Below are 19,757 nucleotides of genomic sequence, written 5' to 3'. Positions count from 1 at the left end.
CTTACTTATTGTGGCATAACTTATGTTTTATTTTTGGCGCTTTTTCATTTCTTTACGTTTTCTCTTAATAAGATTTTGTACTTCAGCCGAAAAATTCTAGCCCGCCATCGGCGGGCTATTTATTAACGATTAGCGCTCCCAGTAGGCCTCTTCCAGGCTATCTTCCCGCTCCGGCAGGCCGCGCGTCAGGCGCGGCGAGTGCTGGTTTAGTACCTGGTAGCTAACGCGGTTAGCATATTTACACACCTGAGCCAGCGACGAGTAGGTCAGCCAGGCATAGTTGTGCTTGCTGGAGTTGGGGACGTTGCTGCGGTGGAAATTATTGGCCGTGATATCGTGCAGTAGCGCGGCCAGTGCGCCATCGCCCGCGCCGTTGGTATTCATGATCTTCTCCGGCCCGCCCATGTACGGTGCAATATGGGAGAAGATACGCAGCGGCTGTTCACAGTCCTGGTGACGCATCGCCCGGCTAAACTCATACTGGTTAAACTCGGCAATGGCCCCCGGCAGCAGCGGATGCTGCGTCTTACGCTTCGCCGACTCCTCGGTAAAGCCTGCCATGTACAGCCCCACCGGACCGGCGGTGCAGAGGACAAGGTCAACCCAGTCCAGCGCCCTGTCGCAGGCCAGCAGCGGATCGCTCAGCCCGGTCAGCGCCTCGGCCTCCTCCTCGTTCATTGCCAGGATAGAGACGTTCTCTTTCAGGAAGTCGCGCCACCACGCCGGGTTATCGGCTATGACATATTTAGTGCCGAGGGTCAGTACCACCGGTACGTTGTGCTTTTTAGCATACTCCACCGCCTTCATGGTCGCCTCACGCATCGGCTCGCCGGGCTTGCAGCGCACCAGATAGGAAGAGAGCACTATCGCGGAGGCTCCGGCAATCACCGACTCGGGAATGCTCTCCGGACGCAGCTGGTTCATATAGCCGGGGCTAATGGCGAAGGTACGCTCCCCCGCCTCGCCGATCAGCGTAAAGCAGCGGCCAATCGGGCCGTCAACGCCCTGAAGGTAGTTAAGATCGGTACGGCTGGAGGTGTTGCAGAGGTAGCGGTAGGCGTAGCTGCCGATCTCCACGTTGCTGCACATGACGCCCAGCAGCACCGAGCGGTCATCCGCCAGCACGGAGTAGTTGTGCATAGTGTTGCCGATGGTGCCGCCGGCAAACTGGTGGGTGATGAGATTGTCGCGAACCAGCTCTTTGTAAAGGGCGTCAGCAGCCTCGTCGCTGATGATCAGCGAGTGTCCGGCGCTGAGGGCATAGCGCTCGATAAACGCATCGTCCACCTTCGCTTCAATATCCACCAGCGTCTGATCGATGCCGACCACCCAGGAGGGGCTGGTATCGCTCTCCGGCTGGATTTGCTGCAACAGCGGATCGCGGGCGTTAACAGGGAAATAGTGTTTGGATTTGCGTTTACCGGGAAATTTCATGCGCGTATATTACGAATTACCAATTGGGCCGGGAATGGTAGCACACTCCCGGCACCGGGCGCGATTAGCGGTAGGGGGCCGTCAAGTCCAGCATCATATTGATATGATCGGCGGAATCATTAAGCGCTGGAATATATTCATATTTCTCACCGCCCGCTTCGAGGAAAAATTCCCGGTTCTGCACCGCAATCTCCTCCAGGGTCTCCAGACAGTCAGCGGAAAAGCCCGGACAGATGACCTGAATATGCTTTACGCCCTTCTCACCAAGCATCTTCAGCGTCTCATCGGTGTAAGGCGTCAGCCACGGCTCGCGGCCAAAGCGCGACTGGAAGGTCATCATCACCTTCTCCGGCGACACGCCAAGAGCGGAAACCAGCTCACGGGTGGTATCGCGGCAGCGCTGGGGATAGACATCCCCCTCTTCCGCATAGCGCTGGGGAATGCCGTGATAGGAGAGCAGAAGCAGATCCGGCTCGCCGTGGCGGGCAAAGGAGGCGCGTACGCTGTTAGCCAGCGCCTCAATGTAGGCCGGGTTATCGGCATAGTCGCGGATCAGCGAGATGCCGGGGATGCTGCGTTTGCGTTGCAGAATGCGCCCTAGCTCGTCCCAGACCGCGGCCACGGTCGAGCAGGAGTATTGCGGGTAGAGGGGCAGAACCACAATGTGCTCTACGCCCTGAGAGAGCAGATCGTCGACCGCGCTCTCCAGCGAGGGTGAGCCATAGCTCATGCCCAACGATACCGGCACGTCGTCCAGCCGGGCGGCCAGCGCCTGCTGTTGGCGACGGCTGTAGACCATCAGCGGTGAGCCTTCCTCCATCCAGACGGATTGGTAAAGCTTGGCCACGCGTGGAGAACGAATCGGCAGGATCACACCGCGCAGCAGCGGCCACCACAGCAGACGCGGGGTATCCACTACGCGACGATCGCTTAAAAACTGGCGGAGATAGCGTTTGACCGCTGCGGGGGTAGGAGCATCGGGTGTGCCCAGATTCGCCAGCAGAATGCCGGTTTTCGCGTGACTCATTCGCGCCTCATATTCATTTAAGCCTGAGAAAGTTACCTGTGAGAATTGTAACTGAAACGGGCGTAAACGAAACCCATTGCTGCGAAAGGGAAAAGCTTGGGGAAAAACGGGGGAAGAACATCCCCGGCGCAGGCACCGGGGAAGAGCAGGCTTAACCGGGATTTCTTAACCGAGAATGGTTTCCAACTCGGCGCGAACGGCGCTGACGGCTTGGGTGCCATCAACCTTCGCGTATTTAGTGTTGCCGGCTTCGGCCTCTTTCTGATAGTAGCCGATCAGCGGCGCGGTCAGCTGATGGTACTCCACCAGGCGCTTACGCACGGTCTCTTCCTGATCGTCTTTACGGGTGCTCAGCTCTTCGCCGGTCACGTCGTCTTTACCTTCCACCTTCGGCGGATTGTATTTGATGTGGTAGACGCGGCCAGAGGCAGCGTGCACGCGACGGCCCACAATGCGATCGACGATCAGATCGTCCGGCACATCGAACTCCAGCACGTAGTCAACGTTGATACCCGCTTCCTTCATCGCATCAGCCTGAGGAATGGTGCGCGGGAAACCGTCCAGCAGAAAGCCGTTGCGGCAATCTTCCTGGGCGATACGCTCTTTTACCAGCGCGATAACCAGCTCGTCAGTCACCAGCTTGCCAGCATCCATGATGTCTTTTGCCTGTTTGCCCAGCTCGCTGCCAGATTTAACCGCGGCGCGCAGCATGTCACCGGTGGAGATCTGCGGAATACCGTATTTCTCCATGATGAACTGAGCCTGAGTGCCTTTACCTGCGCCCGGAGCGCCGAGCAAAATGATACGCATTGCGTAATTCCTCTACGTTTAAATTTTTATACCCAGATGATTAATGACAGGTATACAACGTTGTTTGAAGCGAAAACCATACCACTAAAGTCAGTATCACCACAAGGAAGCGAGGCTTATGCAGGCGGGTTCGGCGGGAAGTTGAGCAGCTGAATCGTTCCCTCCTACCAGGGGGGTAAGAGGGAACGGTGCACAGAGAGGTTAAGAAACCAGCAGCTGGTTCATGCGGCGGATAAACTGGTTAGGATCCTCCAGCGTGCCGCGCTCGGCAAACAGGGCCTGATCCAGCAGCAGCTCAACCCATGCTTTAAACTGCGCCTCGTCCTGGATATCCGCAGTGCGTTTCACCAGAACGTGGTCCGGGTTAAGCTCAAAGATGTACTTCACTTCTGGCACGGCCTGGCCCGCAGCGGCAAACAGCTTCGCCATCTGGGTGCTCATCTCGTCGTTGTCGGTAGTGACGATCGCCGGCGTATCGGTCAAGCGGTGGGTAAAGCGTACCTCTTTTACGCGCTCGCCCAGCAGGGTTTTCACGCGTTCAACGAACGGCTCCAGGGCTTTTTCGGCCTCTTTCGCGCTCTCGTCTACCTCGTCGTTCAGCTTATCCAGCGACTCATCGGCTTTCGCCACGGACTGGAAGGATTTGCCGTCGAACTCGGTGAGATAGCTCATCATCCACTCGTCGATGCGATCGGAGAGCAGCAGCACTTCAATGCCTTTCTTACGCAGCAGTTCAAGATGCGGGCTGCTCTTCGCGGCGGCGTAGCTGTCGGCGGTGATGTAGTAGATCTTCTCCTGGCCCTCTTTCATGCGGGAGACGTAGTCCGCCAGCGCCACCGTCTGCTCGGAAGAGTCGGTGTGGGTAGAGGCGAAGCGCAGCAGTTTGGCGATCGCTTCCATGTTGGCGCTATCTTCCGCCGGACCCTCTTTCAGCGCCAGGCCAAACTGTTTCCAGAAGCCCTGGTACTTCTCGGCATCATCCTTCGCCAGCTTATCGAGCATCTGCAATGCGCGCTTGGTCAGGGCACTACGCAGGTTGCGGGTGACGGAGCTGTCCTGCAGGATCTCACGGGAGACGTTCAGCGGCAGATCGTTGGAATCAATCAGGCCGCGCACAAAGCGCAGGTAGTTCGGCATGAACTGCTCGGCCTCGTCCATGATGAAGACGCGCTGCACGTAGAGCTTCAGGCCATGCTTGTGATCGCGGTTCCACATATCCCACGGTGCCTGGGCCGGAATGTAGAGCAGGCTGGTGTACTCCTGCTTGCCCTCTACGCGGTTGTGGCTCCAGGCCAGCGGATCGGTAAAGTCGTGGGCGATATGCTTGTAAAACTCTTTGTATTCGTCGTCGCTGATTTCGGACTTGCTGCGTGTCCACAGCGCCTGGGCCTTGTTGATCTTCTCCCAGCTGATGACGGTTTCGCCATCCTGCTCTTCGTGCTTCTCGATCTCTACCGGCAGCGCGATATGGTCGGAGTATTTGCTGATGATCGAGCGCACGCGCCAGTCGTTGAGGAAGTCATCCTCGCCTTCGCGCAGGTACAGGGTGATCTCAGTCCCGCGGTCCTCTTTGGTGATATCGGCAACGGTGTAGTCACCCTCGCCTGCGGATTCCCAGAACACGCCGTTCTCAGCGCTGTCGCCCGCGGCTCGGGTGCGCACGGTGACTTTATCGGCAACGATAAAAGCCGAATAGAAGCCGACGCCGAACTGGCCGATCAGCTGGCTATCTTTCGCCTGGTCGGAGCCCATCGACTGTAAAAATGCTTTAGTACCGGATTTAGCAATCGTACCCAGATGGTCAATCACTTCGTCGCGGTTCATACCAATACCGTTGTCGGCAATGGTCAGAGTACGCTTCTCTTTATCAAAGGAGACGCGCACGCGTAGCTCACCGTCACCCTCGTACAGCTCGGGTTTTGACAACGCACGGAAACGCAGCTTGTCTGCCGCATCCGAGGCGTTAGAGATAAGCTCACGCAGGAAGATCTCTTTGTTGGAGTAGAGAGAATGGATCATCAGATGCAGAAGCTGTTTTACTTCTGACTGGAAGCCGCGTGTTTCTTGTCCTTTCATCGAAAAAATACCTCAACAATGCCATTTGGTGTTGAGGGGAAGATGGGGATATGGCGAAAGGATTTCAAGCGGGGGCAGAAAAATGCCCCCGTTTTTTTCACGAAATGCGGATCTTGTGGCGTCCGGCCAGCGAATGGGAGAGCGTCGTGCCGTCGACCATCTCCAGCTCGCCGCCCATCGGCACACCGTGGGCGATGCGGCTGGCATCAACGCCATACTGCCCGCACAGCTCGGCGATGTAGTTGGCGGTCGCCTCCCCTTCCACCGTGGGGTTGGTGGCGAGGATCACCTCTTTTAACTGCTCACGCTCCAGCCGCTGCTCCAGCCGGTCAAGACCGATATCGTTCGGGCCGATACCGTCGAGGGGTGACAGGTGCCCCATCAGCACGAAGTAGCGGCCGGAGAACTGCCCGGTCTGCTCAATGGCGTAGATGTCCGCTGGACTCTCCACCACGCAGATCTGACCGTTCTCCTGGCGACGCGGGTTCGAGCAGATGTTACACACCTCCTGCTCGGTGAAGGTACGGCAGTCGGCGCAGTGGCCAATCTCCGACATCGCCCGCGTCAGGGCCTGGGCAAGGCGCATCCCGCCGCTGCGATCGCGCTGCAGAAGCGTAAAGGCCATGCGCTGCGCCGATTTCGGGCCAACGCCCGGCAGGCAGCGCAGGGCTTCCATAAGCTGCGTCAGCAGCGGACTGGTCTGCATTAGAACGGCCCCTTACAGTATTTAAAATTAAACATATCAATCACTTAAATTAAGTTAATTTCAAAGGTATGAATTAGATGTTTAAAGGATAATGTTTTTTTTCATACTCTTCTATGAGCAGACATATGGCCTCAAAGAAATCACCTTCAGGTGTATTTATGGAAGGTTCCTGATCAAACATCGGGGCAACAACACTTAAAGCTGCCTCATAATCCTGCTCGGTTTCGATTAATTTAATTTGCATAATGCTTTCCCTGGTTCAGCTGCTTTCGCGTCGATCACATCATATTTATTCAGGCTGTTTATAAAGACAACGCAGGGAATGGGCAGAGTTGATGAAAGTAGTTAAAACGAGCTAATTTTGATTCACTTATGATGCGCTACGCTCACTCTCAAGATCTGCCTTGCTGACAGGATCGTTTGAGATCGCGTAGCGCTGATAATGGCTAGCTGCGCAAAGCCATTAGAATGGCATCTTAAAGCCCGGCGGCAGCTGCATACCGGAGGATACGCCTGCCATCTTCTCTTTCTGGGTCTCTTCGATACGGCGCGCCGCATCGTTGAAGGCCGCAGCAACGAGATCTTCCAGCATATCTTTGTCGTCTTCCAGCAGGCTTGGGTCGATCTCCACGCGACGGCAGTTGTGCGCACCGTTGATGGTGACCTTCACCAGACCGGCACCGGATTCACCGGTCACTTCCAGCTTCGCAATCTCTTCCTGCATCTGCTGCATCTTCTCTTGCATCTGCTGGGCCTGTTTCATCAGGTTACCCAGACCGCCTTTACCACCAAACATAGGCTTCTCTCTTCATTCACGTTAAAAATGACAATCGTAAGTCAAACTCACGATCAAATAGGGCGAATGCTCTCTTCATCCAGATCCGCATCGAAGAATCGTTGCAGGGTCTGGATGTTGCTATCCGCAATAATCGACTCGCGCGCCTGCGCAAGCATCTCTTCGTAAATCGCCTGACGCCACTCCAGCGGAGTGCGCATCGCGGGATTATCATCTTCAATGATAGACACTTCAACCGCTGAACCGTACAGGGTGTTAAGTGCCTCACCTAAAACTTTTAGCGTACCGGGGGAGTTAAGGTGCCGCTGGGTGGTGCGCAGGTGCAGGCAGATCCGGCTCCCCTCCTGCTCTCTCCACGCGTTAAGCGCCACCTGTTCAACCAGTTTAGGCAAACTAAGCCGACTCACCTCTGCCGCCCACGGATCGCGGGTGATGGCCTCTTCGGCCAGCTTTTGCGCCAGCTCCGGCGTCCGCTCATGCTCAAGGGCTTTCTTCAGCGCCTTCGGCGTGGCGACTACCTCTTTCACCTCTTCGGTAACCAGGGTGGTCTTCCAGCGGTAGGCCTCTTTTTTTACCGGCGCTTGCTGCTGGGTGGCGGCGGCCGGACGCGCCTGGACGCGCTCGGTAACCGATGCCAGCCGCTCAAGCGCAGCGTTATTCACCGGCCGCGTGCGGGTTGTTGCCGCTGCCGGTTCACTCTTTTTTGCTTTGGTCGCTCCCTGGGCACGCTGCAGCTGGCTGCGGGCGGCCAGCACCTGGCTGGTGGTGTCCGACAGCGGCGCATCGCTACGCGGCGGCGCGGGGGGCGGTGATGGCGGCACCTGCTCCGGGGTTAACACCGCCGTGGGTGCCACAGGAGAGAAGTCCTGGGTCGGCACGCTCGGCTCCGGCAACGGCATACGCGGATGGAACGCCAGCGCACGCAGCAGGGTCATCTCGATACCCATCCGCCTGTCAGGTGCGAACGGCAGCTCTTTGCGGCCAATCAGCATGGTCTGGTAGTAGAGCTGGACGTCGCCCGGCGGCACGGTGCGCGCCAGCTCGCGCAGGCGCTGCTCAATAGCCGCCATATCGCTGCCGAGCGCGGAGGGCGAGAGCTGCACCATCGCAATACGGTGCAGCAGAGTCTGCATCTCAACCAGCAGCGCCTCCCACTCCACGCCACGGGCAGCGGCCTCATTGACCAGCGACATTACGCGCTCGCCGTTGGCCTCCACCAGCGCCTCAATCAGCGACAGCGCCTGATCGTCGTCCAGCGTGCCGAGCATCTGGCTCACCGCCTGGGCGGTAAGCTGGCCGTCGCCGCTGGCTATCGCCTGATCGGTCAGGCTGAGGGCGTCACGCAGGCTACCATCGGCGGCACGCGCCAGCAGCTGCAATGCGCGCGGCTCGTGATGGATCTTCTCTTCGTCGAGGATATGCTCAAGCTGCTGGCGGATCTGCTCCACGTCCAGCGCCTTGAGATGAAACTGTAAGCAGCGGGAGAGGATGGTCACCGGCAGCTTCTGCGGATCGGTAGTAGCCAGCAGGAACTTCACATGCGCTGGCGGCTCTTCGAGCGTCTTCAGCAGGGCGTTGAAGCTGTGGCGCGACAGCATATGCACTTCGTCTATCAGGTAGACTTTGAAGCGGCCACGGGCCGGGGCGTACTGGACGTTATCCAGCAGGTCGCGGGTATCCTCAACTTTGGTACGCGAGGCGGCGTCGATCTCAATGAGATCAACAAAGCGCCCCTGCTCGATTTCGCGACAGTTGTCGCACACGCCGCACGGCGTTGCGGTGATGCCGGTCTCGCAGTTCAGCCCCTTCGCCAGCAAACGGGCAATAGAGGTCTTTCCGACGCCGCGGGTGCCGGAAAAGAGATACGCATGGTGAATGCGTCCTAACGATAAGCCGTTCGCCAGTGCAGTCAGCACATGCTCCTGACCGACGACGTCAGCAAAAGTTTGTGGTCGCCACTTACGGGCTAAGACCTGATAACTCATGGGCAGGCTCTGGAACGCTGGAAGGTGGATATACGAGGGGCAATGCTACCACAGCCTCGCCCTAACAGCGAGACTATGTACTGACGGATGGCGATCAGTGGCCCGGGAACGGGACCAGGCTGTAGCAGGTGATACCCTGCTTCGCGAGACGCTCTTCGCCGCCGATATCAAACAGGTTGATAATAAAGGCAGCGTCGGTGACTTCACCACCCAGGCGGCGGATCAGCTTAACGGTCGCTTCGATGGTGCCGCCGGTCGCCAGCAGATCGTCCACCACCAGCACTTTATCGCCCGGCTTGATGGCATCGACGTGGATCTCTAACTGGTCGGTGCCGTACTCCAGCTCGTAGCTCTCGGCAATGGTTTCACGCGGCAGCTTACGCGGCTTACGCACCGGCACAAAGCCGACGCCCAGCGCCAGGGCTACCGGCGCGCCAAACAGGAAGCCACGGGCTTCGGTACCGACCACTTTGGTAATGCCTGCGTCTTTGAAACGCGCGACCAGCAGTTCAATGCTAAGAGCATACGCTTTCGGATCTTCCAGCAAACTGGTGACATCCCGGAACAGGATCCCCGGTTTCGGATAGTCCTGAATGCTTTTAATGCTGTCTTTTAAATACTCAAGCTGCTGCGCAGTTGCTGTCATGGATTTTTGCCTGCTAGAAACGGTCATACTCACTGCACGCTTTGCGGGTCATGTAACTACTGTTTAACATTTAACCAAACGTGCCCGTGCTCGAAAACGGTCGAATGTACTGGCAGAACGGGACAAATGCAATAAGCTTGAGTGCGCTTCACTGCTTTTGTTGCTTTTCATCAACAACCTCATCCACTACCGGAATGCGCCACATAAATATTAGCAGGCAGGCGAGGATCGCCAGCAGCAGAAAACGTACCCACATCAGCTTAACCAGCCATAATGAGATCGCGAACGTCAATAAGATAACCGCGATTGCTCGAGGTTTTGCGCCGGGGGGCATGGCGCGATACTGCTGCCAGTGGCGAAGATAGCTACCAAACCAGGAGCGATAGAGCAGCCAGGCGTGAAATCGCGGTGAGGAGCGGGCAAAGCACCAGGCGGCTAACAGAATAAAGGGCGTTGTAGGCAGTACCGGCAACACCACGCCGAGCGTGCCGAGCGCAACCGCCAGCCAGCCGGTGATAATTAACAGAGTACGTTGCATAATGGGATCGTTATCGGGCTTTTTGGCTAATGTAACATAGCCCCGATGAATACAGGGGAAAGATTGTTGAAAACGGTTTTGCTTTTAGATTCGCTGGAGAAACAGCTCGCCTCCCTGCGCGAGCGGGCCGCGCCGCTGGCCCACCACGCCACCGTTAGCGCACGCTTTGACCGCCATCTGTTCCAGACTCGCAGCACATTAATGCGTGCCTGCCTTGACGAGGCCGACCATAATCTGGCCGCGCTGCGCCACGCGGTTAATGCCGGGCAGCTGCCGCAGGTGGCCTGGCTGGCGGAGCATCTCTCGTCGCAGCTCGCCGCCCTTAACCGGGAGACGGCCACATGGTCGCTACGGCAGTGGGATAGCGCCTCGCCGACGGTGACCAAGTGGCAGCGCCAGCGGCTACAGCATCAGCAGTATGAGCGTCGCCTGCAGGAGATGAAACAGGCTCGCGAGCTGCTGCTCGCCAGGGCCACCGGTTTTGAGGAGCAGCAAAATTTACAGCGAGAAGTGGTGGCGCTGGAGGGTAGGCTGGCACGCTGCCGCCATGCGCTGGCGCGAATTGAGAACGTACTGGCCCGATTAACGCGCTAGAGAATAACAGGAGTAAATATGTCGCTGGAAAATGCGCCGGAAGAGGTCAAGCTGGCGGTAGATCTGATTATGCTGCTGGAGGAGCACGCTATCGCGCCGGAGACGGTGCTGAAGGCGCTGGAGATAGTAAAGCGGGACTTTGAGAAAAAAGTCCCGCTTCAGGATAGACGTTCTTAGAACTGCATCAGGCGATGGAAGGTATTGGATCGTCGCCGTTCAGGTCGCGCTTCACTTCGGTCAGCTCCTCACCTTTCGCATTGCGCAGGTGCACTTCCAGCTGGTTAAACGCAATGTCGATGCCATTTTCCCGACACAGTCGGTCAATGGTGCGGTTCAATTCATCCACGGTATAGCTGCGATCCCGCAGCTCGCGCACGTAAAGGCGCAGCTCGTGATCCAGCGTGCTCGGGCCAAAGGTCGTAAAGAAGACCGCCGGTTCCGGATCGTGCATCACCTTCGGATGATCCATCGCAGCCTTCAGCAGCACCTCCTTCACCTTATCGAGATCGGAGCCGTAGGCCACCCCGAGCCGTACCACCACGCGGGTGATAGTATCGGAGAGCGACCAGTTGATCAGGCGCTCGGTTACGAAGGCCTTGTTCGGAATGATCACCTCTTTGCGGTCAAAGTCGGTAATGGTAGTGGCACGGATGCGGATCTTGTTGACCGTCCCGGAGAAGGTACCGATGGTTACCGTATCGCCGATGCGTACCGGGCGTTCGAACAGGATGATAATACCGGCAACAAAGTTACCGAAAATCTCCTGTAAGCCGAAACCGAGACCGACCGACAGCGCAGCCGCCAGCCACTGAAGTTTATCCCACGATACACCCAGCGAACCGAATACCGTCATCGCCCCGGCGGCGATAATCACATAGTTGAGAATGGTGGTAATGGCGTAGGAGGCACCCTGGCGCATCTTCAGGCGCGAGAGCACCAGCACCTCCAGCAGACCCGGCAGGTTGCGGATCAGCGCCCAGGCCACCATCGCCGCGATAATCGCAAACAGCAGGCTACCCATGGTGACGCTTTTCACCACGCTGGCCCCCGCTTCCATACCGTTGTAGTGCCAGAGCGTAATGCTGTCGAGGTAGGCAAAGACGGTGATCAGATCCGACCAGATTGCCCAGAAGACAACACCAAACAGCGCCACCATCACCAGCATGGTAATACGCAGCGTCTGCTGGTTAACCTGCTCAAGAGCGATGGTCGGCTCCTCCTGCGGCTCCGCGCCTTCAGCCCCCTCTTTCACCAGGTTCTGCCGACGGGCGAGCGCACGGCGGTAGGCGATGCGCCGCGCCGCCACGCTCAGTCCGCGCAGCACCGTCTGGTAGAGCAGGTTCCAGATAATCACCAGATAGACGGTCTCAATCCAGCGGCCGGAGAGGCGCAGCGTGGTGTAGAAGTAGCCTGTAGCGGTCAGCACCATCAGCGCCAGCGGCACGATGGAGAGCACAGTGACGGTCAGCAGGCGCAGAGCATGTGACTCCTTATCGCGCCAGCTGTCGCGGCACATCGGCCACATCAGGGCGCCAATCACCAGCAGGTTCAGGAAGATCACAATCTGCCCGGTGACATCGTCCATCAGATGCAGCGGCGACAGCTCGGAGACCACCGACCAGAAGTGCAGCGGCAGCAATGCCAGGCTGACGCGCACAATCTGGCGACGCCAGTGGCTGGTCAGCTCCGCAGGCATAGAGAAGTGGGTCACCGCGACGCCGTCTTTCTCCAGCACCTTCCAGCACAGGCCGAATACCAGCCAGAAGAGCGCCAGCTTTTTACTGAAGGCCCACAGCAGCTCGCTAATGTTAAGCTGCATGGTAAGCAGGATCAGCCCCACCGCGAGGATCAGCAGGCAGACCGGCAGAGCGCGGATCAGGTCGATAAGGATCGCCTTCGGCGTGTGCCCCTGGCTGTCGTTACGCAGCTGGCCCACCTCGTCCGCCAGCCGGGCCTGGTACTGCTTCAGCCAACGTAGACGCCAGCGGATCAGGCCCGCAATCAGCAGCAGCGGCAGCCCGGCCAGAAACGCAATCGCCACCGCAGGCCAGGCTTTCTCCCAGTTCACGGTGATCTTCATGGTACGGAACTGCTCTTTAACCGCCTGCGGGAAGGCTTTCACCCACTCCCAGTCCATCGGTTTATTGCTGTTTACCCAGAAGATCTGCTGGGTCAGCACCTCTTGCAGGCTTTTAGAGACGCTCATCAGCTGCTGCTGGTTAACCTGTAGGTTAATCGCCATCATCAGCTGGTTGCCGAGCTGCTTGTTGAGCTGATCGAGCAGCTCTCGGCGCATATCGACTACCTGCAGCAGCGCATCGTGCACCTCACCGTTCACCTCACTCTCGTGCCCCTCTTCCAGCTTGCCAACAAAGGCGTCGCTCTGGAACAGGGCATCGCGCTGCTGGTTGATCTCAAACTGCTCAAGACGCAGGTCGGCGATGCGGTTGGTCATATCCGCCAGCTCGTCGGCGGAGGGCAACGTCTGCTGCTGCTGATAGAGAATGCGCGACAGCAGCAGGCTCCCCTTCAGCACCGAGATCTGCTCTTTGATATTGCGTTCGGACTGCAGGGCGCGATCGAGCCAGTTTTTAACTTTGATATTCTGCTGTACTAGCGCGTTGCCGTTTTCCGTGGCATCAATCAGCCGCTGGCTGAGCTGGTGGTTGAGATCCAGCTCCTGTTTCACCAGCGGATTGGCCTGGATACGCGCGGTCTCATCCGGCGTAACTGCCTCCTGGGCCGTTTTTTCGGTCAGCGTGAGGCGTTTGCTGTTGACCGCCTCCTGCAAGAGCTGAAGCTGATGCTCCAGACGGTTGCTGTTGGCCGTCACGTAGTCGCGCTGCTTTTGTAGCGTATCCTGCAGGGTGGTGTTGCCCTCAAGGCTTTTACGCAGCTGGTCAATCTCGGCATTCAGCAGCGCCTGCTGGGCCAGCAGCAGCGTCTGCTGGGTTGGACGCAAGGCACCCTCCCCTGCTCCGGTGCCGTTCAGGCGGTTACGGATCTGCTGCAGCTGCTGCGAGGCGGTGTACATGGCATTCTGTACCCGCTCTGGCTGAGTTTGCAGCGCCACCAGCTGGCTGTTATAGGTCGCCAGATCGTTCTGCGCGGTCTGGAGATCGTCCAACAACTGCGAGACTCGCGACTCCAGCTGGCGCAGCGACAGCGTTGCCAGCGTTTTGCGCGTTTCGTCATCGTTGTCTTTATCGCTCAGCGCATTTAGCCCGTCCGTCGCCTCGCGCATCTTATCCGGTGCCTGGGCAACCTTTTGACGAAGCTGGGTGGTCTCCTGTTTGACCCGCTCGAGCTTGTCGAGGGTGTCCAGGGTTTGCGTCAGATCGTCAATGACGAGCTTATCCTGTGGGGTGTGATCTTTTTGCTTATTTAGCGCATCAAGCTGGCTTTGCACCTCTGCCCGGCCGGGCAGATCGGTACTGGCACGGGCATGCGAAGCCGTCGAAAACAGGCTTGCGACAAGCACCAGCATCAGAGCAAAAGCGGATAGCGGATTTTGCGAGCGTATGAAGTGCAGCATAATTTTTAGATGAATGGTTTCTTTACGGGAAAGCGGGCCGGGACTGGCCACGCGCAGAGAATATCACGCCCGTCTGGGACAACATAGCAATGCGCATAGCCTCCAGGATATTTCCTGGCACAGTAAAGGTAAATTAGGCGCAGAGCGCGTCAGACTTTGCGCGCATGGTTGGGCAGAGCTGGAACATCTCCAGCAGGATGGCAACGTAGTCGCGGGCTTCTTTTTTAAGATCAAACGTTTGTGGCGAGAAGAGCCAGTTCTCCATAATGCCGGAAATATAGCTGCGCATCAGAATAGCCGCCCGGCGGGTGAGCAGATTCGCGGGCAGCATTTTTGCTTTGATGCAGTGGCTGAGCGTCTGTTCAATACGATCGTAACTTTCGAGGCATAAATTACGCTGTGCCTGTTGCACAATGGTCATTTCGCCGACAAACTCACACTTGTGGAAAATAATTTCCATCATTAAACGGCGGCGCTCTTCGACTACCGTTGCTTCAAGGATATAGACCAAAATTTCGCGCAACACGGAGAGTGGATCATCAGGAAATTTTGCCTGATACTCAAGCTCGAGATCGCCAATACTGGACTCTGACAGCTGCCAAATTTCACCAAATAAATCTGACTTATTTTTGAAGTGCCAATAAATTGCGCCACGCGTGACACCCGCTGCCTGCGCAATGTCTGCAAGAGACGTTTTGGATACGCCGTGCGCTGAAAACAGCCGCATAGCAACATCTAAAATATGCTGACGCGTCTCCTGGGCCTGTTGTTTGGTTTTTCGTGCCATATGTTGGTGATTTTATGGTAGTCAGATTTACATACATTTATGAATGTATGTACCATAGCATGACGATAATATAAACGCAGCAATGGGTTTGTGGGCGCTTGATCCACTGAACAATTTGAAATCGGACACTCGAGGTTTACCTATGAACAAAAACAGAGGATTTACCCCTCTGGCGGCCGTTCTGATGCTTTCGGGCAGCTTAGCGCTAACAGGATGTGATGATAAACCGGCTCAACAAGGAGCACAGCAAGCGCCAGAAGTTGGGATTGTGACACTTAAATCCGAACCTCTGCAGATGACCACTGAACTGCCAGGCCGCACCAGCGCCTATCGCGTTGCTGAAGTCAGACCGCAGGTCAGCGGTATCATCTTAAAACGTAACTTCACCGAGGGCAGCGATGTCGAAGCGGGTGTCTCGCTTTATCAGATCGATCCAGCGACCTATCAAGCCTCTTATGAGAGCGCGAAAGGCGATTTAGCCCGCGCCCAGGCTGCCGCAAATATTGCTCAGGTAACCCTCAAACGCTACCAGAGTCTGATTGGCACCAAGTACATCAGCCAGCAGGATTTCGATAACGCTCAGGCCGAAGCGCAGCAGGCGAATGCCTCAGTCGTGGCCGCCAAAGCCGCCGTTGAGACCGCACGCATCAACCTGGCCTATACCAAAGTGATTTCCCCTATCAGCGGCCGCATTGGTAAATCGTCGGTAACCGAGGGTGCCCTGGTGCAGACCGGCCAGACTAATGCTCTGGCGACCGTGCAGCAGCTCGATCCGATCTATGTGGATGTGACCCAGTCCAGCAATGATTACCTGCGTCTGAAGCAGGAGCTGGAGAAAGGCACCCTGAAGCAGGAGAACGGTAAAGCGAAAGTCGAGCTGCTTACCAACGACGGCGCAACTTTCCCGCAGACCGGTACGCTGGAGTTCTCTGACGTCACGGTTGATGAGACCACCGGCTCCATTACCCTGCGTGCTATCGTCCCTAACCCGGATCAGACTCTGCTGCCGGGCATGTTCGTGCGCGCCCGTCTGGAAGAGGGTCTGAACCCGAACGCGCTGCTGGTTCCGCAGCAGGGCATCACCCGCACACCGCGCGGTGAAGCTTCCGCCATGGTTGTAGGCGAAGGCGACAAGGTTGAAACCCGCCAGGTACAGACTTCACAGGCGATTGGCGATAAGTGGCTGGTTACCGGCGGTCTGAAAGATGGCGATCGCGTGATTGTCACCGGCCTGCAGAAAGTCCGACCAGGCGCGCAGGTAAAAGTGCAGGAAGTGAATACCGATCAGGCTTCTGACAATAAAGAGCAAGCTGCAGCCGGCGCGCAGTCAGAACAAACGAAGTCTTAACTTAAACAGGAGCCGTTAAGACATGTCTAAGTTTTTTATCGATCGCCCCATTTTTGCTTGGGTTATCGCGATCATTATCATGCTGGCGGGGGCGCTCTCGATCCTCAACTTGCCGATAGCGCAGTATCCTTCGATTGCGCCACCGGCAGTGACGGTCTCAGCTACCTACCCTGGCGCAGATGCGAAAACGGTGCAGGATACCGTGACGCAGGTTATCGAACAGAATATGAACGGTATCGATGGCCTGCTCTACATGTCCTCCACCAGCGACTCGTCGGGCACGGTGCAGATCACGCTGACCTTTAACTCCGGTACCGATGCGGACATCGCGCAGGTTCAGGTGCAGAACAAACTGCAGCTGGCCATGCCGCTGCTGCCGCAGGAAGTACAGCAGCAGGGCGTCAGCGTTGAGAAATCCTCCAGCAGCTTCCTGATGGTGCTGGGGATGATCAACACCGATGGCTCGATGACCCAGGAAGATATCGCCGACTACGTGGGCGCGACGGTGAAAGATCCGGTTAGCCGTACCGCGGGCGTGGGTGACGTACAGCTGTTCGGTGCTCAGTATGCGATGCGTATCTGGATGGATCCGAACAAGCTGAACAACTTCCAGCTTACTCCGGTTGACGTGATTAATGCGATTAAAGCGCAGAACGCCCAGGTCGCTGCGGGCCAGCTCGGCGGTACGCCACCGGTGAAAGGTCAGCAGCTTAACGCCTCGATCATTGCCCAGACCCGTCTCACCTCCACGGAAGAGTTCGGTAAAATTCTGCTGAAAGTGAACCAGGACGGCTCCCAGGTTCGCCTGCGCGACGTGGCAGAGATTGAGCTGGGCGGTGAGAACTATGACGTTATCGCTAAGTACAACGGTCAGCCGGCGTCGGGTCTCGGGATCAAGCTGGCAACCGGCGCAAACGCCCTGGATACCGCAGAGGCAGTACGCGCGACCATTGAGTCCCTGAAGCCGACCTTCCCGGCGGGTCTTGAGGTGGTTTATCCGTACGATACGACTCCGTTTGTTAAAATCTCGATTAACGAAGTGGTGAAAACGCTGGTCGAAGCGATCGTGCTGGTGTTCCTGGTGATGTACCTGTTCCTGCAAAACTTCCGTGCAACGCTGATCCCAACGATTGCCGTTCCGGTGGTACTGCTGGGGACCTTCGCGATCCTTAATGCTTTCGGCTACTCGATAAACACCCTTACCATGTTTGGTATGGTGCTGGCCATCGGCCTGCTGGTGGATGACGCCATCGTGGTAGTAGAGAACGTCGAACGTGTCATGGCTGAAGAGGGGCTGCCGCCCAAAGAGGCGACGCGGAAATCGATGGACCAGATTCAGGGCGCGCTGGTGGGTATTGCCCTGGTGCTGTCAGCGGTATTTATCCCGATGGCCTTCTTCGGCGGCTCCACCGGTGCGATCTATCGCCAGTTCTCGATTACTATCGTTTCGGCGATGGTGCTGTCGGTGATCGTGGCGCTGATCCTGACGCCAGCCCTCTGTGCCACCATGCTGAAGCCGATCGCTAAAGGCGACCACGGCGAAGGCAAAAAAGGCTTCTTCGGCTGGTTTAACCGCATGTTTGATAAGAGCACGCACCACTACACCGACAGCGTAGGGAATATTCTGCGCAGCACCGGTCGTTATCTGCTGCTCTATATCATTATCGTTGCGGGCATGGCGTTCCTGTTTGTCCGTCTGCCAACCTCGTTCCTGCCAGATGAAGATCAGGGCGTATTCCTCACCATGGCGCAGCTGCCTGCGGGGGCAACCCAGGAGCGTACGCAGAAGGTGCTCGATGAGGTAACGGACTACTACCTGAAAGAAGAGAAAGCGAACGTCAACTCCGTGTTTAGCGTTAACGGCTTTGGCTTCTCAGGTCGTGGGCAGAACACCGGTATTGCATTCGTCTCCCTGAAAAACTGGGATGAGCGTGCAGGGGAAGAGAACAAGGTTCCGGCCATTACGGGCCGCGCCAGCGGACACTTCTCGCAGATTAAAGATGCGATGGTCTTCGCCTTTAACCTGCCGGCGATCGTTGAACTGGGTACGGCAACCGGCTTCGACTTCCAGTTGATTGACCAGGGCAACCTTGGCCATGACAAGCTAATGCAGGCGCGTAACCAGCTGCTCGGCGAGGTGGCGAAACACCCTGACATGCTGGTGGGCGTACGTCCTAACGGCCTGGAAGATACGCCGCAGTTCAAGATCGATATCGATCAGGAGAAAGCGCAGGCGCTGGGTGTCTCCATCAGCGACATCAATACCACGCTGGGTACGGCCTGGGGCGGTAGCTACGTAAACGACTTCATCGACCGCGGTCGCGTGAAGAAGGTATACGTGATGTCACAGGCTAAGTACCGTATGCTGCCAAACGATATCAATAACTGGTACGTGCGCGGCAGCGATGGCCAGATGGTGCCGTTCTCGGCGTTCTCTACGTCGCACTGGGAGTATGGCTCTCCGCGTCTGGAGCGCTATAACGGTCTGCCATCGATGGAGATCCTGGGTGAAGCGGGTGCAGGCAAGAGTACCGGTGAAGCGATGGATCTGATGGAGCAGCTGGCGGGCACGCTGCCTGCGGGTGTGGGCTACGACTGGACGGGCATGTCCTATCAGGAACGTCTCTCTGGTAACCAGGCCCCTGCCCTGTACGCTATCTCGCTGATCGTGGTCTTCCTCTGTCTGGCGGCGCTGTACGAGAGCTGGTCGATTCCGTTCTCGGTCATGCTGGTTGTTCCGCTGGGGGTCATCGGTGCGCTGCTGGCAGCGACCTTCCGCGGGCTGGGTAACGACGTTTACTTCCAGGTGGGCCTGCTGACCACCATTGGCCTGTCGGCGAAGAACGCGATACTTATCGTCGAATTCGCCAAGGACCTGATGGAGAAAGAGGGCAAAGGGCTGATCGAAGCGACGCTGGAGGCGGTACGTATGCGTCTGCGTCCAATTCTGATGACCTCGCTGGCATTCATCCTCGGTGTTATGCCGCTGGTTATCAGTACTGGCGCAGGCTCCGGTGCTCAGAACGCCGTAGGTACGGGCGTTATGGGCGGGATGGTGACTGCAACCGTGCTGGCCGTCTTCTTTGTTCCGGTGTTCTTTGTGGTGGTACGCCGCCGCTTTAGCCGCAAATCAGAAGATGTTGAACACAGCCATGCCGTTGAACATCACTAATCTGCTCTGAATCTCAGAGAGTTATGAATCAAAGGCCGCGTAAGCGGCCTTTTTCATTTCTCGCCGGAAAATCATCACGACGGCTTATTGTTTATTTGGTTATTTTCTGTAACAAATATAAGTCGCATAATTCTTAAGGCTTAAAGGATTATCTTAAGAAGTGAAGATATTCTTAATTAATAGTAAACAGACTTTTATGTAAGAATATTCTTAGTAAGCAGCAGAAAGAGAGTTAAGGCTCACCCCTTTAGCCGAGGGTGAACGAAAGCAAAACATGATAATTGTAATTTTTCGTAATCGCTC

15 protein-coding genes, 1 pseudogene and 1 other annotated feature are annotated in these 19,757 nt (G+C 56.9%); of the genes and pseudogenes, 4 read left to right on the top strand and 12 right to left on the bottom strand.

Features of this window, described 5'->3' with window-relative positions; translation table 11 throughout:
- Nucleotides 1-129 precede the first annotated feature (129 nt).
- From RTM13_RS07010 to RTM13_RS06965, 10 genes and pseudogenes are all read right to left on the bottom strand, one after another.
- Complete coding sequence (locus RTM13_RS07010) at nt 130-1,434, bottom strand: inosine/guanosine kinase (protein WP_312211238.1); 1,305 nt, start codon at nt 1,432-1,434, stop codon at nt 130-132.
- Nucleotides 1,435-1,498: 64 nt separating this feature from the next.
- Entirely contained in the window at nt 1,499-2,461 is a 963-nt protein-coding gene (gene hemH / locus RTM13_RS07005) for a ferrochelatase (protein WP_312211237.1), read from the bottom strand.
- A 165-nt stretch (nt 2,462-2,626) separates the two neighbouring features.
- Nucleotides 2,627-3,271 (bottom strand): adenylate kinase, encoded by a 645-nt coding sequence (adk, locus tag RTM13_RS07000; protein ID WP_312211235.1) that lies wholly within the window; start codon nt 3,269-3,271, stop codon nt 2,627-2,629.
- A gap of 201 nt (nt 3,272-3,472) precedes the next feature.
- A complete protein-coding gene (htpG, locus tag RTM13_RS06995; protein WP_312211234.1) occupies nt 3,473-5,347 on the bottom strand; it encodes a molecular chaperone HtpG in 1,875 nt (624 codons plus the stop codon).
- A gap of 97 nt (nt 5,348-5,444) precedes the next feature.
- A complete protein-coding gene (gene recR / locus RTM13_RS06990) occupies nt 5,445-6,053 on the bottom strand; it encodes a recombination mediator RecR (protein WP_312211232.1) in 609 nt (202 codons plus the stop codon).
- Between the two features lie 82 nt (nt 6,054-6,135).
- Nucleotides 6,136-6,297: pseudogene (locus RTM13_RS06985) on the bottom strand (transcriptional regulator); the annotation flags it as partial.
- A gap of 219 nt (nt 6,298-6,516) precedes the next feature.
- Nucleotides 6,517-6,849: a YbaB/EbfC family nucleoid-associated protein gene (locus RTM13_RS06980; RefSeq protein ID WP_042391656.1), complete on the bottom strand. Its 333-nt coding sequence runs from the start codon at nt 6,847-6,849 to the stop codon at nt 6,517-6,519.
- Nucleotides 6,850-6,902: 53 nt separating this feature from the next.
- Nucleotides 6,903-8,834, bottom strand: coding sequence for a DNA polymerase III subunit gamma/tau (gene dnaX, locus RTM13_RS06975; RefSeq protein ID WP_312211230.1), 1,932 nt, complete (start codon nt 8,832-8,834; stop codon nt 6,903-6,905).
- Nucleotides 7,506-7,573: a sequence feature (DnaX frameshifting element), on the bottom strand. (Overlaps the previous gene by 68 nt.)
- A 94-nt stretch (nt 8,835-8,928) precedes the next feature.
- Nucleotides 8,929-9,480 (bottom strand): adenine phosphoribosyltransferase, encoded by a 552-nt coding sequence (gene apt, locus RTM13_RS06970; protein ID WP_103821514.1) that lies wholly within the window; start codon nt 9,478-9,480, stop codon nt 8,929-8,931.
- A gap of 148 nt (nt 9,481-9,628) precedes the next feature.
- Nucleotides 9,629-10,018, bottom strand: coding sequence for a DUF454 family protein (locus tag RTM13_RS06965; RefSeq protein WP_312211229.1), 390 nt, complete (start codon nt 10,016-10,018; stop codon nt 9,629-9,631).
- A gap of 66 nt (nt 10,019-10,084) precedes the next feature.
- Here RTM13_RS06965 and priC point away from each other — a divergent pair, with 66 nt between their 5' ends.
- Together priC and rsmS are read left to right on the top strand one after the other, a co-directional pair.
- Nucleotides 10,085-10,612, top strand: coding sequence for a primosomal replication protein N'' (gene priC, locus RTM13_RS06960; protein WP_312211227.1), 528 nt, complete (start codon nt 10,085-10,087; stop codon nt 10,610-10,612).
- An 18-nt stretch (nt 10,613-10,630) separates the two neighbouring features.
- Nucleotides 10,631-10,789, top strand: coding sequence for a pleiotropic regulatory protein RsmS (rsmS, locus tag RTM13_RS06955; RefSeq protein WP_312211225.1), 159 nt, complete (start codon nt 10,631-10,633; stop codon nt 10,787-10,789).
- Between the two features lie 7 nt (nt 10,790-10,796).
- Here rsmS and mscK read toward each other — a convergent pair whose 3' ends face one another.
- Together mscK and acrR are read right to left on the bottom strand one after the other, a co-directional pair.
- Entirely contained in the window at nt 10,797-14,147 is a 3,351-nt protein-coding gene (gene mscK / locus RTM13_RS06950) for a mechanosensitive channel MscK (protein WP_312211223.1), read from the bottom strand.
- Nucleotides 14,148-14,280: 133 nt separating this feature from the next.
- A complete protein-coding gene (gene acrR / locus RTM13_RS06945; RefSeq protein ID WP_312211221.1) occupies nt 14,281-14,934 on the bottom strand; it encodes a multidrug efflux transporter transcriptional repressor AcrR in 654 nt (217 codons plus the stop codon).
- 142 nt (nt 14,935-15,076) lie between these two features.
- Between acrR and acrA the strand changes: the two genes are divergently transcribed.
- Both acrA and acrB read left to right on the top strand, forming a co-directional pair.
- Nucleotides 15,077-16,282: a multidrug efflux RND transporter periplasmic adaptor subunit AcrA gene (gene acrA / locus RTM13_RS06940; RefSeq protein ID WP_312211219.1), complete on the top strand. Its 1,206-nt coding sequence runs from the start codon at nt 15,077-15,079 to the stop codon at nt 16,280-16,282.
- 22 nt (nt 16,283-16,304) lie between these two features.
- Complete coding sequence (gene acrB / locus RTM13_RS06935; RefSeq protein WP_312211218.1) at nt 16,305-19,454, top strand: multidrug efflux RND transporter permease subunit AcrB; 3,150 nt, start codon at nt 16,305-16,307, stop codon at nt 19,452-19,454.
- Nucleotides 19,455-19,757 lie beyond the last annotated feature (303 nt).

This window comes from Pseudescherichia sp., from assembly GCF_031979925.1.
GTDB lineage: Bacteria > Pseudomonadota > Gammaproteobacteria > Enterobacterales > Enterobacteriaceae > Pseudescherichia.
This window is presented reverse-complemented; position numbering and strand designations above follow the sequence as displayed.